The 15433-nt window shown below is 65.2% G+C and carries 12 protein-coding genes and 1 pseudogene; 10 read left to right on the top strand and 3 right to left on the bottom strand.

All coding sequences use genetic code 11. The annotated features are described in order from the left end of the window. A partial coding sequence (locus AC27LF_RS44660; RefSeq protein WP_479662304.1) for an ATP-binding protein occupies positions 1 to 2154 on the bottom strand: 2154 nt, incomplete at its 3' end. Between the two features lie 555 nt (positions 2155 to 2709). Here AC27LF_RS44660 and AC27LF_RS44655 point away from each other — a divergent pair. From AC27LF_RS44655 to AC27LF_RS44630, 6 genes are all read left to right on the top strand, one after another. Continuing rightward, positions 2710 to 3153 carry a hypothetical protein gene (locus tag AC27LF_RS44655; protein WP_479665005.1) on the top strand — a complete coding sequence of 148 codons (444 nt, stop codon included), beginning with the start codon at positions 2710 to 2712 and terminating at the stop codon, positions 3151 to 3153. After that, positions 3150 to 3623: a P-loop NTPase family protein gene (locus tag AC27LF_RS44650; RefSeq protein WP_479662306.1), complete on the top strand. Its 474-nt coding sequence runs from the start codon at positions 3150 to 3152 to the stop codon at positions 3621 to 3623. The genes AC27LF_RS44655 and AC27LF_RS44650 overlap by 4 nt, the downstream gene beginning before the upstream one ends. A gap of 63 nt (positions 3624 to 3686) precedes the next feature. Then, positions 3687 to 5237 carry a hypothetical protein gene (locus AC27LF_RS44645; protein WP_479662307.1) on the top strand — a complete coding sequence of 517 codons (1551 nt, stop codon included), beginning with the start codon at positions 3687 to 3689 and terminating at the stop codon, positions 5235 to 5237. Between the two features lie 3 nt (positions 5238 to 5240). Next, positions 5241 to 6008, top strand: coding sequence for a hypothetical protein (locus AC27LF_RS44640; RefSeq protein ID WP_479662308.1), 768 nt, complete (start codon positions 5241 to 5243; stop codon positions 6006 to 6008). A 46-nt stretch (positions 6009 to 6054) separates the two neighbouring features. Next, the gene (locus tag AC27LF_RS44635; RefSeq protein ID WP_479662309.1) at positions 6055 to 6267 is read left to right on the top strand and encodes a hypothetical protein; all 213 of its coding nucleotides are present in this window, start codon (positions 6055 to 6057) and stop codon (positions 6265 to 6267) included. Between the two features lie 136 nt (positions 6268 to 6403). Next, positions 6404 to 6748 carry a hypothetical protein gene (locus AC27LF_RS44630; RefSeq protein ID WP_479662314.1) on the top strand — a complete coding sequence of 115 codons (345 nt, stop codon included), beginning with the start codon at positions 6404 to 6406 and terminating at the stop codon, positions 6746 to 6748. 68 nt (positions 6749 to 6816) lie between these two features. On the opposite strand, the gene AC27LF_RS44625 is transcribed toward AC27LF_RS44630, so the two are convergent. Beyond that, complete coding sequence (locus AC27LF_RS44625) at positions 6817 to 7086, bottom strand: SDR family oxidoreductase (RefSeq protein ID WP_479662310.1); 270 nt, start codon at positions 7084 to 7086, stop codon at positions 6817 to 6819. A gap of 336 nt (positions 7087 to 7422) precedes the next feature. On the opposite strand from AC27LF_RS44625, the gene AC27LF_RS44620 reads away from it, so the two are divergent. Continuing rightward, positions 7423 to 8466 (top strand): NAD(P)-dependent alcohol dehydrogenase, encoded by a 1044-nt coding sequence (locus tag AC27LF_RS44620; RefSeq protein ID WP_479662311.1) that lies wholly within the window; start codon positions 7423 to 7425, stop codon positions 8464 to 8466. A 51-nt stretch (positions 8467 to 8517) separates the two neighbouring features. Continuing rightward, positions 8518 to 8844 carry an SDR family NAD(P)-dependent oxidoreductase gene (locus tag AC27LF_RS44615; RefSeq protein ID WP_479662312.1) on the top strand — a complete coding sequence of 109 codons (327 nt, stop codon included), beginning with the start codon at positions 8518 to 8520 and terminating at the stop codon, positions 8842 to 8844. 776 nt (positions 8845 to 9620) lie between these two features. Here AC27LF_RS44615 and AC27LF_RS44610 read toward each other — a convergent pair. Next, positions 9621 to 10609 (bottom strand): annotated as a pseudogene (locus tag AC27LF_RS44610) (DUF6531 domain-containing protein). Positions 10610 to 10810: 201 nt separating this feature from the next. On the opposite strand from AC27LF_RS44610, the gene AC27LF_RS44605 reads away from it, so the two are divergent. Beyond that, entirely contained in the window at positions 10811 to 14845 is a 4035-nt protein-coding gene (locus AC27LF_RS44605; protein WP_479662315.1) for an RHS repeat-associated core domain-containing protein, read from the top strand. Between the two features lie 83 nt (positions 14846 to 14928). Next, entirely contained in the window at positions 14929 to 15270 is a 342-nt protein-coding gene (locus AC27LF_RS44600) for a DUF6193 family natural product biosynthesis protein (RefSeq protein WP_479662313.1), read from the top strand. Positions 15271 to 15433 lie beyond the last annotated feature (163 nt).

Genomic DNA, 15433 nt, shown 5'->3' with positions numbered 1-15433 from the left:
CCGAGAGAGCGTGTCGGACCGCGAGGCGGTGTCGCATCCGCGCGCAGCAACGCGTACGGCCGCTGCTGCGCTGCTTGTTTCAGCAGCCGCACGCGCGGCCAGGTCCAGCCGCCGACCCTGTACTTGCTCACGACGGAATCCGTCGGCGATGCCCAAGGGGGTGTCTTCGTCCAATACGAGCTGAAGCAACTCGTCAAGGCGGCCGGCCGCGAAAAGGTGGTCGGCGACGTGCGCCGCCGCCTCTGGGTCAATCGCACGCGACGTCAGGAACATGTCCGCGAGTCGATGATGCGCGGTGACCACATCGGCGGAGTTCACACGGTCTCGGACATACGTCTCGAAGTCTTCATCGCGGAACTGAACCAGGTTGTCGACGACTTTGACTCCGGGTACGAGGCCTGCTGCGAACGCGGAGACGGCCGCCATGTCGACGTCAAGTGCGGCTGCCAGGGTGGTGACGTTCACGGGACGCGCGAGGGCAAGCATGAGCGCCAGCCACCGTTGCCCACCTGCGTCGGCGCCACTGACCTGCAGCGCAGAGCTGACCAGATCCTCAAACAACGGCTCGGGAGTGCGGGTGCATTCCTCCAACAGGGCTGTCGTGTCCAGCCCGTTCGCGTCGGCCTGTGCCAAGGCATAGAACTGCGAACGGGGATTCCCGCCGGTTCGTTCGTGAAATTCACCGGCCTCGGTGTCGGAGGCATTCGGCAGATGTCTCCTCAAATGCTCTGCCGATGTCGAGGCGTCAAAGGGGGAAATCGCGACAGCCGTAGTCGGACGTGCTCCGAGTGAGGGCACACGATGCGTTCGCGCGGTTAGAACGACCACGACACGATCTGGCAGCGGAAGCCGCGTGAGGCCCAATAGGAATCCACGGTCCCCCCGCTCCGCAGCAGCTACCGCGGCGTTGTCCGCCGCGTCCACCGCGACTACAAGCACCCCGCCGGGGTCGAGCGCTCCGGATGCCCGCTCCAAAGTCCGGTTGAACCGTCGCCACAAATCCTCTTCAACCGACGGAGGCTGGACGAGCATCGGAGTTCCGCACTGCAAAGACAGTTCGTTGACCACCTGCGTCACGAACCTACGAGGTGTGTGGCGTTCCTCCCCGGAACTGAGGTAGTCACCACCGCCATAGCAGTCGAAGAGAACAACCACGGACCCCGCGGGCAGGTGGTCTCCGAGCTGGCGCAGTGTTGTCGTCTTCCCGGCCCCAGCCTCGCCATGCGCGACAACAAGCTCACCCAAGTGCCCCAGTACCGTCTCGGCCACGACGCGAGCGCCAGGCGCGGGCAGAGGGTTGGGGACGTCTGGCAGCCGTGACGGTGCCGGGTAAAGGTCGATCAACGCAGGCGCGCCCAGTGCGACAAGGACGTCATCCAGAGCGATTCCGCTCCTGCTGGCCTCTGGAAGTGCTTGTCGTCGGACAAGGTCAAAGAGGCGCAGCGCGGAATCCGGGCCATGTCCAGGCGTGAGCTCACTCACCCCTGCGTGCACGGCGCGAGCCAGCGTGGCACGGTCCAACGAGCCCGTCTGAGACAGATCGAGTACCGCCAGAAACCGGCAAAATTCGCTGCTGTTCAGCCGGCTTCCCACCGCGACCGACAACTGCCGGATGACAGCCTCGTGCTCAGAAGACAGGGCCCTCAGAAGCCTCCCGCGCTGGACTTCTCCGGTCTGTGCTCGGACCCACTCCGCCGCTGCGCTGACGCTCGACAACAGGAGGGAATCACCGGGACAGTTGCTGACCAATGCGATCCGGGATTTAGCGACCGCGTCAGCCCCATGGTCGTCGCGCAGTCTCCTGTAGGCATCCGCAAGGTCGGCGACAACAGAGCGGGCAGGAGCGGCAGGACCGTTCTCCGGTCGACGCCTGCGCTGCTCACAAAGCCGCACCGCGGTCCAGGCCCGGTCAGGGTTACGAGTGCTGTACTTGAGCTGCGACATCACGAGAGCGCGCGCTCCCTGAACATCGCCCCCACCGTAGTACTCGGCAACGTCAACTGTTTCGTAGGCCTCGCCAGGGTCATCGACTTTGGCGAGCCCCTCCAAAGTGACGCGGCAAAGGTCGGAATCAGGACTCAGAAGCACGAGTGTTCGGCTGGCGGCCCACCAGAAGTGGAACTCATCTCCCGCGTTGGATTCTGGTGCCCCCACGCGCTTTCCTCCCATGCCAGCGACCTCGGCAAGCAGCGTAGAGGCACGATATCCCGCCACTCGCACCACAGCAGTGGACCCAGCAATCCAGGTCTCTCCGACGCGCGCTGCACGGTCCGCCAGACGACACCCGGGCACTTGATGCGGCGCTCAATACCCGCCCTCACCGGGGCGACATGCTCAACGCGAAAGGGCCGACTCCCCTTCCAGGGTGACCCGTGCCCATCCGCCACTCGAGCACCGCGCGTGTACCGGATGCGCAGTACCCACATGACCGCGCTCTACTCACTTCCGGACAATAACCCAAAGTCACACTTTGGCCGAGTTGCGCGGTAGCTGGAACCTGAAATGCCACCCAACCTGCGGTTTACAGGACTTGAGCCCCTGCGGCGCTTCGCGACGCAGGCCCCAACCGGCTGGATCCGCCCACTCGGTAATAGCTGATTCCGGTATGTGGCAAATACTTTCGATTGCCAACCTTCAAGCGATTAACCACCCTGATGGGTCGAATATGCCACCGAGCCCTGCGCGCCTCGCCGAGCAGGGCAAACGACCATGGGGGACGCGTTGGACATCATGCAGGTCGCGGGTGTGGGGGCCGCAGCTTTGGTCACCGAGATGGCCAAGAGCACGTGGGACTCCATGAGGGACGCAGTAGCCCGGCTCTTCCAACGGGGTGGGGAGGAAAGCGCCGCGCAGGAGCTGCGGCTGATCGACGCGGCGCGGCAACGGCTCGTCGGCAGCTCGGAGAGCGAGCGCGGATCGGTGGAGGACCGGCTGCGCAGCGAGCTGATGATCCAGCTGGCGGCGTTCCTGCAGAAGCATCCGGACGCGGCGCAGGATCTTCAGAACCTGGTCGACCAGGTCAAGGGAGCCAACGACGGGGACGCGGCGCGGACGAGCGTGCACCACGTCACCGAGAGCATGGTCGTCGTCTCCGCCGGCGACATCAACGCCTCGGGCGGCTTCCACTACCGCGCTCCGGAGCAGAGCCGGTGAGCGAGGAGACCTTTCCCGGGGCCATCCCTCCGCCACCGCCTCCGCCCGTCGCCTCGCCGATGCCCGGCCAGCAGGTGGAGATCCGCGACACCCGAAACTCGAAGATCATCGTGGCTGCGGGCTCCGTCACGATGACGAGCAAACCGCCACTGCCGGTCACCGACATCCCGAAGAGCGAACTCGACGCAGTACGCCAGGCGTGGGTGGACCTGAGCGTGCGAGACGCCAGGGTGCGAACGGCCGCCGACGCGCTCGAGCGGCTTACCGGGGGCGGGCCTCGGCTGGCCGTCGTCGCCGGCCCTCCGGGATACGGCAAACGTGCTGCCGGGATCAAGGCGTTGTGGGAGGTCTCGCAGGCGGAGGAGCGCTCCCGGGGCAAGGCGCTGGAGCTCAAGGCGATCGCACCGGACTGGGAAAGGCCCGGTTTCCCGGACATCGCCGAGATGCCCGATGAGCCGGGACGGTGCTAACTGCTGGACGTCGCTGCGGAGATCAGCTCCTGGCACAAGCCGGGCCTCGTCGCCCAGCAACTGGTGGCTTACGCCGAACAGTTGAAGTTCTCGGGCTCCTTCCTCGTCGTGATCGCCGACGAACACGGGTGGCCCGAGAGCGTGTCGGGAGCCGTCGCCAGCGTCGTCGCCCGCGCCACGGCCCGGCCATCCCCGCACCGCGTGGCCAGGGCACACCTGGAGTACCTGCACCGCCTGCCGGACAGGATCCGCTGGCTCGACACCGCGCCGGCGGTGGAAGGCTCGGCCCGCGAGGCGGGGCATCTACTGACCGACAGCAGCCGTCCCGACGATGCCGCCCGGCTGGCCGCTGAGTTCGCCAGCGCGGAGGACTCCACAGAGGGCCTGAAGAACGCCCTGAGCTCCTTCCGGGAGTGGCGAACCGACGTAAGAGACGTCTTCGCGAAGACCGAGGACAAGCCCGACGACCGTGCCCTGCTCATCTCCTCGCTGTTCCTCGACGGCATGGACGCGCTCACCATCCAGAACAGCGCCCGAACGCTGCTGGGCGATCAGCCGGAGACGAACGTCCGCGCCATCCTGACCGGGCCCGATCTGACTACCCGGCTGATGAAGATGGGCGCTGAGGTCAACGGGCGGACGGTCTCTCTCGACCACAAATCTGGATACGCCCGTGCCGTCCTGCTCCACCTGTGGCAGCAGCGGGCCGACATCCACCCTCATCTGTTGCAGTGGCTGGACACCATCACCGCGCCCAAGGGGCCGGGGGCCGATCGGCTGGCCGCGATCGGCGACCTTCTGGTCGAACTGGCCGTCGCGGAGAACGACATCCGCGTCGTCAAGCAGATCCACGCCTGGATCGACAAGGGCACCGACAGCACCGAGCACCGCGAGTTGATCGCCCGTGTCCTGACCGTCGCCGCCGAGGCGGACACCCTGGGAGTCCAGGTCCGTGCTCTGCTGCTGGACTCAGCCCAGGACGAATCGGAGGCCGTCGCGACCGTGGTTGCGCTGGTCTGCCGGGGCGAGTTCGCCGAGCACTACCCGCGTCAGGCTCTTGTCCGCCTGCGGCACATCCTCGACCGGCCCGAGACGGACGAGGCCGTACAGACAGCGCAGGCAGCGCTGCGGGACATCGCCGCACGCGACGGCCAACTGCCACGGGTGTGGAGCACAGTCATCAAATGGGCCACGGAGAAGAAAACCCTGGCGGGATACCGGGCCTTCTTGTCGCTGCTGGATCCACGGGTGGACCCGTACGTTCTGCAGGTCATGCTTGCAGCAGCCGAACAGAAAGAGGAGATCAAGCAAGCGCTCCTGGACGGCTGGAACGCGGCTGTGGCCGACACGCGGGTCGAGGCCGAATGCCGGCAAGTGTTGACCGCCTGGGCCGAAGCGCGGAAGGCGGCGGACATGCCGACCGAACTCCTGACAGACCTCCTCAACCAGATCATGCTGGGCCACCTGCTCGCCTCCCCGGTCTCTGCGCTCATCTTTGGCGAGCCCGGAGTCGCCGACAGCGAGGCAGTCATCGAACTACGCAAGGACCTCCGGCTGCCCCCGATGCTGTCGTCCCTGATCGCATCGCACGAGCACGCCTCTGCGGAGTCCTGACCGATGACCTCCACACGATGGTCGCGCCGACGTGCGCGCAGAGCGGTGCGGCGCAGCCTGACCCGCTTCGAGGTCCGGCTGCGCAGCACCTGTCCGGGGATCGGCTTCACCGCCCGGATCACGGCCACCGTGCTCACCGAACCGCCCTACCCCCGCCCCGTCGAGGAAATCGCGGGGACAGTGCGCACCGCACTCAGGGAGACCGCGAACGAGGTGTCCAAGAAGTGCGATCCCGCCGACCTCGCCTCAGCGCGAGACGTCTGTGGCCAGCACCTCGCCCGGGTGCGGCAGCTGCCCACGGAACCGCCGGTCGAGTTCACTGCCGAACTCACACTCGACCTGCTGCCGGACGACCGGGCCGCCGTGGCCGCGCTGCTGGCCGCTCAGCGCCGGCAGGCCGTGACCGATGTCCTGCGGCAGCAGAAGACCGACGCCCTCGCCACTGAACTGGCCGATCCCGCAGCCTTGTTGGTGCGGTGGATCGAACGGGACTACGCAGACTGGACCCAACTCCCGGACCTGGCCGCGAAGGTGGACACGGTCACGGCGGTGTTCGCCCGGCATCGCCCCGAGGACGAACGGAGCGTCGAGCACGAGGCCGTCGAGGTGCTGCGTGAATTCCTCGCCAGCTTCCCCGACCACACCCAAAAACGCATGCTGTACACCCTCTTGGCCGCCGGCATGGACAGCGCCCAGCGGCCACACCACGCCGCGAAAGCACAGGCCCTGGTCAACGGGCACGCCCCGGATCAGCCGGAGGGCGGGTCATGAGCGGGGCGACGCACATCCGCTTCGACCGCCCGGGTGCGGTGGGCCGGTGAGCACGTCAGTGTGGCGATGGCTGCTCTCGCCCTCGACGAGCTGGCGCGCGTGGCAGTTGGCGCGGGCCAGCCGGGGCAACCTCTCCTTCGACGCGGCCTGGCGGCGCACCCGGCTGGAACAGCACCCGGACGAGATGCCGTACCAGCAGCACGGTCATCTCGCGGCGGAGAGCGAGATCGACGACCCCACCGCCCGGCAACAGCGGTGAACCGGAGCGTGTCGAGCGTAGGACGAGCGGCGACGGACTACCCGTGCGCGGCAGGCACAGCATCATGGCCTCCATGACCGATGTCCGTCCTGACGGGGACGATCAGCAGCGAGACGCTGTTCCCACCTACGAATCGATGACCGCCGCCCAGGTGCTGCAGGCGCGCTACCGCAGGCGGCTGCCCGATCGGCTGGAAGACCTGACCGGACCACAGCGGGGAACCGTCGAGTTGCCCCTGCACGTGGTCTGGTCAGGTCGTAACAGCTACCCCTTGGAGGCACCCAAAGCCCGGATGAGTCTCTATCGCGTCGTGCTGGCCGAAGGACAGCAGCAGGATCTGATCCACTTCCTCAACAAGGACCTGCTTGTCGCCCAATGGCCAGTACTGCGACGGCTAGTGAGTCGGCACCTGCGCATCGTCTGGGAAGAGGCCTTCCAAGAGCTTGCAGCATCAACGGGACATGGAAGCCCGCCAGATTGACCCCTGCACGCGGCCCGACAGCCGCCCGGAGTGGCTCCGTGTCCTTCAGATGCTCGGGTAGCGGCTGATCAGGCGATGAAGGTGATGCCGCCGTCTGCGCCGATCGCCTGACCGTTGATGTAGCCGGCTTCTTCGCTGGCGAGGAAGACCAGCAGCGGTGCCACGTCGTCGTAGGCGTCGCCGAAGCGGCCGACGGGGCTGACGGCCTCGATCTGCTTTGCCGCCGCGCGTCCCTGCTCGGTCAGGTCGAACGCGGCGCTTCGGCCCACCGGCAGGAACGTGTTGGTAGTGATGCCGTACCGGCCCCACTCCTGCGACGCGACCCGCGTGAGGGCCATACCTCCGCCGCCACATCCAGCGCATACGGCTACTGCGCGAAGCCGGCGTACGAGCGGATCTCCCCTGTCCCCCTCGTCCGGGTCCATTCAGCCGGCCCGGCCCATGCACCCTGTGCGCGTTTGAGAATGCGATACGGGACGACCATAAGAGGGGAGATTCCTTCCCTGGATGGCTTCTTCCCCCGATAAAACCCTCCCCTTCCCCATCTACCGGGCGTCTGTAATTGTCCTAAGAGGACTTCAGGAAAGCCGCACTGGCACCGCCTCGCGCGTCAGCCGGATTCGGGATTCGAAAAACCGAGGCGTCTTTCCACGCACTACACGTTCAGGAGAGAAGTGCTCACCGTCAAGGCGTACGCCGCTACCTCGGCTGCCGAACCCCTCGCTCCGATCACCATCGCACGCCGCGAGCTCGGGCCTCACGACGTCCTCATCGAAATCAAGTACGCCGGTATCTGCCACTCCGACATCCACCACGCCCGCGGCGACTGGGGCCCGCAGAGCTACCCGGTCGTTCCCGGACACGAGATCGCCGGCTACGTCACCGCGGTCGGCTCCGACGTCACCCGGCACAAGGCGGGCGACCGGGTCGGCGTCGGCTGCATGGTCAACTCGTGCCGCGAGTGCGTCAACTGCCGCAAGGGTGAAGAGCAGTTCTGCGTCCAGGGCATGACCGCTACCTACGGCGCCATCGACCGGGACGGCACCCTCACCCAGGGCGGCTACTCCACCCACGTCGTCGTGAACGAGGACTTCGTTCTGCGGATCCCCGAGGGGATCGGGCTCGACGAGGCCGCTCCACTGCTGTGCGCCGGCATCACCACGTACTCGCCGCTGCGCCGCTTCGGTGCCGGCCCCGGTAAGAAGGTCGCAGTCGTCGGCCTGGGCGGCCTCGGCCACATGGCCGTCAAGCACGCGCACGCCATGGGTGCCGAGGTCACCGTGCTGTCCCAGTCGCTGAAGAAGCGCGAGGACGCTCTGCGACTGGGAGCAGACCACTACTTCGCCACCAGCGACCCGACAACCTTCGAGCAACTCGCCGGCACCTTCGACCTCATCGTGAACACGGTGAGCGCCAAGCTCGACATCGACGCCTACCTGTCGCTGCTCACCGCGAACGGCACCCTGGCGAACGTCGGTGCCCCGGCCGAGCCGCTGTCGGTGAACGTGTTCTCCCTGCTCATGGGCGGCAAGAACTTGGCCGGTTCGCTGATCGGTGGCATCCGCGAGATCCAGGAGATGCTCAATTTCTGCGCCGCGCACGGCTACGGCTCGGAGATCGAGGTCATACCGGCCGACCAGATCAACCAGGCCTGGGAGCGCGTGCTGGCCTCCGACGTGCGCTACCGCTTCGTGATCGACGCCTCCACCCTCGCCTGAGCCGTCGGCCATCCCCGACATCACCGGCAGGATCAACGAAAGGAAGCGATCATGCGCAAGCTACTGGAAGGCAGGACGGCCGTCGTCACCGGCGCCAGCAAGGGCATCGGCCGGGCAGTCGCCGAACTGTTCGCGGAGGAAGGGGCGAACGTCGTCCTGACCGCGCGCGGCAAGCAGAACCTGGACGAGGCTGTCGAAGCGATCAGGCGGAACGGCGGGAGCGCCATCGGCCTCATCGCCGACTCCTCCGCGCCCGAGGCGGCCAGGGAGGTGTTCGCCCAGGCGATCGCAGAGTTCGAAGGCCCGCAGGTCACCCGCTCACGGATGAATGGCACTCACTGCACTCCACGCCGATCACAATGTGTTTTCAACTGTTGACACAGTGAAACGAGTGGCGATAGCTTGTTCGATGTTCGTGGGATCCATTTCCGGTTGCACCTCCACGCACTGACCTTGCGAGGAGCGGAATAAAGGGGGCCTGCACCAATGCCATGCGCCAATGCATCATGCGTGACAGCCATCTTGCGCAGCAGCATCCCGCCTTGCCCGTGATGAGCTGAACGCCTGCAAGGCCGAGGAAGATCTTACTCCGGCCGTCCGTCGCATCCCCAGATTGCCCATACATGCCAATCCTCGTGAATTGGCGCAAGCGGGTTGCTCTTCAGGACGCTTCTAACGGCCCTCTTCTCGCGCGACCGATACGCCAAAATCGTGCCACTTGCGGTCGCGGCATGCCCTGACTTCCTTCCTTTCCTCAGGCCCGAGACGCCCATCACAGTTTGACGCGCCCACACCGTAGCGAGCCGTGGAAACCATACCCAAACCCATATCGGTTGCTATGCCTAGATCGGCACCAGCAACCGGGAGGAGGAACCTTGACACGAAGACCACTCACCTCTGTGCGGCTGCTGGCCGCGGTGATTGCTTGGAGCTTATTGCTCGCAGGCATTGCGCAGGCAATCCCCACGTATCAGGAAATACCTCAGAGATACACCCAGGACAAGGGAGTGCGAGGGCCCAGGCCGGCCAAACCTCAGTCGCCGATGACGCTGAAGCAGCGACGCGCTCAAGTTGCCGGAGACGAAAGACGCGACAGGATGACCCTCCGTCCCCAGTCGCAGCGTGAGCGGTTGGAAACGAAAGAAGTTCGCGCCTCACCCAAGGTGCCGTCTGCGGCCGCAGACGGCACTTTCCATGCGGGGAGCTGGGACTCCTCGACCATGTATCAGAACGGCTCCTATGTTGGGGAATATCTTTCCGTCAGGAGATGTCAACGCATAGCTATCACCAGTTGCGCTCATTTTTGAATGGGCGGCAAGTGGCGCCTTGAACGCTCCGGATGGCTGTTTGGCGAAGGCGTATTGTGACCCATCTTCAGCGTGGAAGGTGACGTCCCCGTTTTCGGCCACGGACAGCGAGGCATCCCACGGAGCCGACCATGCCCGCCCGTACGTACCCGACAATCCATGTTCGACGAGTAGCTACGACTCAAATCGTATGGAACGTCTCCCGCGAGCTGCGCATCAACGGCCGAGGTCGAGTATGCACCAGTCGCAGTATTCACGCCCCCGACGTGGTTCTGGCAGTTGGCTGCAGCTGCAGAGTTGGAGTGACACGATGTTCCGTAAGTCTGCTCTGCCGGGATGGGGAAGGCCACTCGCCCTACCAGGTTGAAGTTCCCGGCCTGCCCCCAACTGCCGTCAGGCAACTGGGGTGCGATCCCTACTTCGAAGAACGGGATATCACCCTTCGGGGGGAAGCCGCTCCAGTATTTGACATACTCCGACAGTGCGTTATCGCAGAATTTGTCCGTGTATGTGAAATCAAAGGAGACCGGGACTCCGCTCCCCGCAGCACCCCCGACATTGTTGTCGGCAGGGCCATACAGGTCTGCTGGAGCTTGCACCGTCAAAGGCTCGGATCTCCATACCGAGCTATCGGGCCCGGCATGTATGCCCCCGCACCTGGCGATCAGACGCACCGTAACGCTCTGCGGTCCCTCGTCGACCGGAGGTTGGCCACTGGTTGCGTAATAGATCTTGGCCTTTATGGTGAACTTATCTCCATCGACAGGGACGACGGCAGGCGGGCTGGTGTACGGCGACTTGAAAACCTGCAGCTGTCCTTTGATTCGTCCGGACATCTCACGGCCGCCAGCGACGCCCAGGGGCGGCAGCAGACTTTCCAACACGACGATGCCGGCCGAGTTACGTCGGTCAGCAATCTGACGGGCCGCTCTGTTGCCTTCACATACGACAACGGTCTGGTGTCGAGAATTTCCCTCTCAGACGGCAGAAGCGTCAGCTATCAATACAGTGGTGACCGTCTCACCCGGGTCACGGGGATGGACGGTCGCTCGGTCTCGTATGCGTATGATGCGAACGGCCTGCTCGATACGGTTACAGGGCCGAACGATATCGTAGCCTTGGACAACACGTACGACAGTCAGGGGCGGGTCACTGCCCAGGCTGATGCGCGTGGGGGTACGCGGAAATTCGTCTACACGGGCAGAGAGACGGATATCACTGAACCTGACGGAGGGATCTGGACAGACGTCTACGCACGAAACGTACTACTGGCCCAGTACGATCCTTTCGGTAACCGAACTTCTTTTGGTTACAGTTTCTCGCTTGACCCGGTGGTCGTCACCGATCCGCTCGGCAATCAGATCGTCACCACGGTCGACGGAAACGGCCGCCCCACGGAAATACGTGGTCCGCTGACCAAACACAGCTGGGAGTATGCGAAGACTGGCGACGTCGCTTCCTACGTGGATGGGAATTCGGGGCGCACCAGTTACGGATACGACTCGGCACGCCGGCTGACGTCATCGACGGATCCACTCGGGAAAATCACCCGTTACACCTACACGGTGACGGGCCAGACGGAGACCGTCACCGACCCGCGAGGCAAGACAACCAGGTTCGGCTACGACAACGCGGGCAACCAGACCTCGGCAACACTGCCTGATGGTTCACGGCGGACCTGGGGCTTCGACGATGCGGGGCGCGTCACGAGCACGACCGATCCGCGTGGCAATGCAGCGGGAGCGGACCCGACCAAGTTCACGACGAAGGACAGCTATGACGACGCGGGCCGACTGACGTCGACGGCCGACACGAAGGGCAACACCACCCGCGACACCTACGACGCCGCGGGCAACCTGGCGACGGTCACCGATGCGGCGGGCAAGACCACGACGTACACCTACGACGTCGCGAACCGGCTCACCGACGTGAAGGACCCTGCAGGCCACACGGTGCACATGACGTACGACGTCATGGGGAACGTGGCCTCGCGCACGGACGCGACGGGCGCGAAGACGACCTACACCTACGACAAGGCCGGCCGCCTGCTCACGATGACGAGCGCCCGGGGCAACGTCGCGGGCGCGGACGCGTCCAAGTACACCTGGAAGTACGGCTACGACAAGGTCGGCAACCTGACCACGGTCACCGATCCGCTCGGCAACACGACCAAGACCGACTACGACGCCGAGTACCGGCCGGTCACGGTCACCGATCCCCTCGGGCGCGTCCGCAAGACGGAGTACGACGGCGAGGGCAACGTCACCAAGACCGTCGACGCGCTCGGCAAGACCACCGTCAACACCTATGACGCCAACAACCAGTTGCTCACCACTGTCGACCGTGGCGGCAAGACGGTCACCTACACCTACGACGACGCCGGCAACCTGGCCTCCGAGACCACGCCCCTGGGCAGCAAGACCACCTACGGCTACGACGACAACGGCCGCCTGACCACCACCGTGGAACCGCGCGGCAACGCCTCCGGCGCCGATCCCGCCCAGTACACCTGGACCACCGCCTACGACGCGGCCGGCAACATCCTCGGCCAGAGCGACCCCTACGGGAACAAGACCGTCACCAACGCCTACGACGGTGACGGCCGCCTCACCGGGCGAGCCGATGCGCTGGGCAACAAGACCGCCTACGAGTACGACGAGTTGGGCCGGCTGACCAAGGTCACCGCCCCGGACGGGGGCATCACCAACCTCGGCTACGACACCGCCGGCAATCTGACCTCCCGCAAGGACGCCAACGGCCACACCACCGCCTACGCCTACGACGACACCGGCCGCCTGGCCAAGATCACGGATCCGCTCGGCCGGGCCACGTCGTACGGCTACGACGCCGACGGCAACCGCACCAGCACCACCAACGCCCGCGGGCAGAAGGCCACCAGCACCTACGACGCCCGTAACCTGCTCAGCCAGACCACCTTCTCCGACGGCACCGCGACCACTGCGTACACCTACGACGCGGCCGGACAGCCCAAGACAGTCAAAGACGGCACCGGCACCCGCACCCTCACCTACGACGCCGAGGGACGGCCGCTGACCATCACCTCACCGGGCGCCGCCAACCCATTCACCTACGCCTACAACGACAACGGAAGTCTCAAGAGCCGTACCTACCCCGACGGCCGGGCCATCACCTACAGCTACGACATCGACGGCCACATCCTCGGGCAGACGGCCGGCGGCAAGACCACCAACTACACCTGGGACGCGGCTGGCAACCTGCTGACCGTCAAGCTGCCCACCACCACCGCGGTCACCGAGGCCCGGACCTACGACCGCGCAGGCCGGCTCGCCTCGGTCTCCCAGGGCACGGGCGCCCGCTTCGTCGACCGCGACGCCAACGGCCGCGTCACCAAGGACTATTTCAAGGACGCCACCACCACCGGCCTCGCCGACCGCTACGCCTACGACGCGGCAGGCCGGGTGACCCGGGCCTGCACCGACACCTCCGCCACCGCTTCCTGCCTGCCCACCACAAGCGGCAGCACCTACACCTACGACAAGGTCGGCAACCTCACCACCACCTCCACCCCGACCAGCACCCGCACCAACACCTACGACGCCGCCGACCAGCTCACCAAGCGTGTCGAGGGCACCACCAGCCTCGACTACACCTACGACGCCGACGGCAACCTCACCAAGGACGCCGCCGGAACCTACACCTACGACCCGCTGGGCCGCCTGAAGTCCGCCGTCGTCGGCGCCAACACCTACGCCTTCGTCAACGACGCCGACGGCAACCGCACTCTCACCAACCTGAACGGGGCGCTCTCCCGCACGACCCGGTGGGACGTGAACAACCCCCTGCCACAGATCGCCACCGAGACCAACAGCCAAGGCGGCCTCATCGCCGACTGGCAGTACAACCCCGACGGCATTGCCGAATCCCAAAACCGCACTGCCGGCACCTTCTACCTGCGCCACGACCGGCAGAACTCCATCACCGCCGTCTACGACGCTACCGGCAGGGAGACCTACTCCTACACCTACAGCCCCTGGGGCGTGGCCACCGGCAAGACCAACGTCACTGACCCGATGTCCAGCCTCTTCCAGTACACGGGCCAGTACCAGGATCCCATCCTCTCCGGTCGGCTCTATCTGCGTGACCGAAGCTACGCCCCGGACACTGGACGTTTCACCAGCCCTGACCCCGAGCCCGCGAGCAACGACAGTCCCAACCTCTCCCCGTACGCCTACGCCAGCAACGACCCCGTCAACCAGTCCGACCCCTCCGGCCGCTGCCCGCTCTGCGTCAGCGCCGGCATCGGAGCAGCCATCGGCGCCGCCGTCGAAGGCGGCGTCTACGGATGGCAGCACCGCAATGGCGGATTCACCTGGGGCGGCTTCGCCACAGCTACCGGAGAAGGAGCCCTCACCGGCGCCATCGCCGGCGCCATCATGCCCGGCGCAGGAAACGCCGCAGCCGATGCCCTCGGGCTGAGCGGAGGCCGCGCTCTCGCCACGTCGGCGATCGTCAACGCCGGTGTGGGAGCCGGATTCTCCTGGGCAGTCAACGAAGCCCACTGCCAACCAACAACACCGTGGGACTTGCTGATCGGTGCCGCCGGTGGTGCCAGCAGCAGCCTTCTCGGGCCGGCCTTCAGCTGGCTGAAGAGCAAGCTGTCCGGAACGCCGACAACTGTGCCTCCGCGCTTTGGCCCAGGAGCTGCACACGCCGACGATCCCGCCGTTGCTGCCGATCCAGGCCCGCACCTCGCACTCGGCCTGCAGAACATCTATGGCGGCGAGCGAGGGATCTTGACGAAATTCGCCCAGGAAAGGGGGGCGATCACCTTCACGGACCCCATGTTCAAGATCCCAGCCGGTGGAGCCACCATGTCGCCGAAGATGGTCGCCGACATGATCGATCTCATCGTCACAAAGAACGGAAGGATTTCCTTCAACATGCAGGGCATCATCAACGTCGACGAGATGCTGTCCGGTGCACCCACACGAGCCGGACAATCCGTTACGGCTGAGGAACTCCGGTATATCTGCGGGAAGAAGGCGGCGCGCGCAATCACCACCTTCTACAACGGCGACCCGCCCTGCTGATACCGGACAGGGGAGCCACTCTTCCGTACCGAGAGGAGTGGCTCCCCTGCACCATCAGCCCGTGAACATGGCATGATGGCTCTATGCGTACACGTTCCGAGGAATGGGAAGTCCTCCTAGAGGAGTACAAGTCACCGCACGATCAAAACAGTGCCTTCACGGAAGAGATGTGCAAACTGATCTCCGCGGCGTCCGCTAACCCGATATTGAGGTCACTGTATCCGTCAATCTCGATGTGGGCACTGACTCTCTCTAAATCGGAAACATTTAATGGCATCGCGGATAAATTCCCTGCCATCTCGGCAGCGGACGGAGAGTACCGTGTCCTCGCCTGGCCCCATACTCAGGACATCTGCCTGTTCCTCACGAGCGACCCAGTAGAGGCGGTTGAATTCGCGGCCGAGCTGATAAGCGAACAGATCTGACCCTTCCCAGTCCACCTTTTCCCAGCCACTCAGGACGGGAATCGGCCCGGGATGCCGACGGGACACACGCCCAACGAGAGCAGCGGTACAGCAGGTATTCCGATCCCTCGGCGGGCAGTGGTGTTGAATTTCGCGCCATTTGACACCAACCCGTAAAAAACTA

It is taken from the genome of Streptomyces diversicolor, from assembly GCF_057537855.1.
This window is presented reverse-complemented; position numbering and strand designations above follow the sequence as displayed.

Bases quoted from the DNA above. Each gene is read 5' to 3' on its own strand.
- AC27LF_RS44655 (WP_479665005.1), top strand. From the start codon at position 2,710: ATGGGGGACGCGTTGGACATCATGCAGGTCGCGGGTGTGGGGGCCGCA.
- AC27LF_RS44640 (WP_479662308.1), top strand. From the start codon at position 5,241: ATGACCTCCACACGATGGTCGCGCCGACGTGCGCGCAGAGCGGTGCGG.
- AC27LF_RS44630 (WP_479662314.1), top strand. From the start codon at position 6,404: ATGACCGCCGCCCAGGTGCTGCAGGCGCGCTACCGCAGGCGGCTGCCC.
- AC27LF_RS44625 (WP_479662310.1), bottom strand. From the start codon at position 7,086: ATGGCCCTCACGCGGGTCGCGTCGCAGGAGTGGGGCCGGTACGGCATC.
- AC27LF_RS44615 (WP_479662312.1), top strand. From the start codon at position 8,518: ATGCGCAAGCTACTGGAAGGCAGGACGGCCGTCGTCACCGGCGCCAGC.
- AC27LF_RS44605 (WP_479662315.1), top strand. From the start codon at position 10,811: ATGGACGGTCGCTCGGTCTCGTATGCGTATGATGCGAACGGCCTGCTC.
- AC27LF_RS44600 (WP_479662313.1), top strand. From the start codon at position 14,929: ATGCGTACACGTTCCGAGGAATGGGAAGTCCTCCTAGAGGAGTACAAG.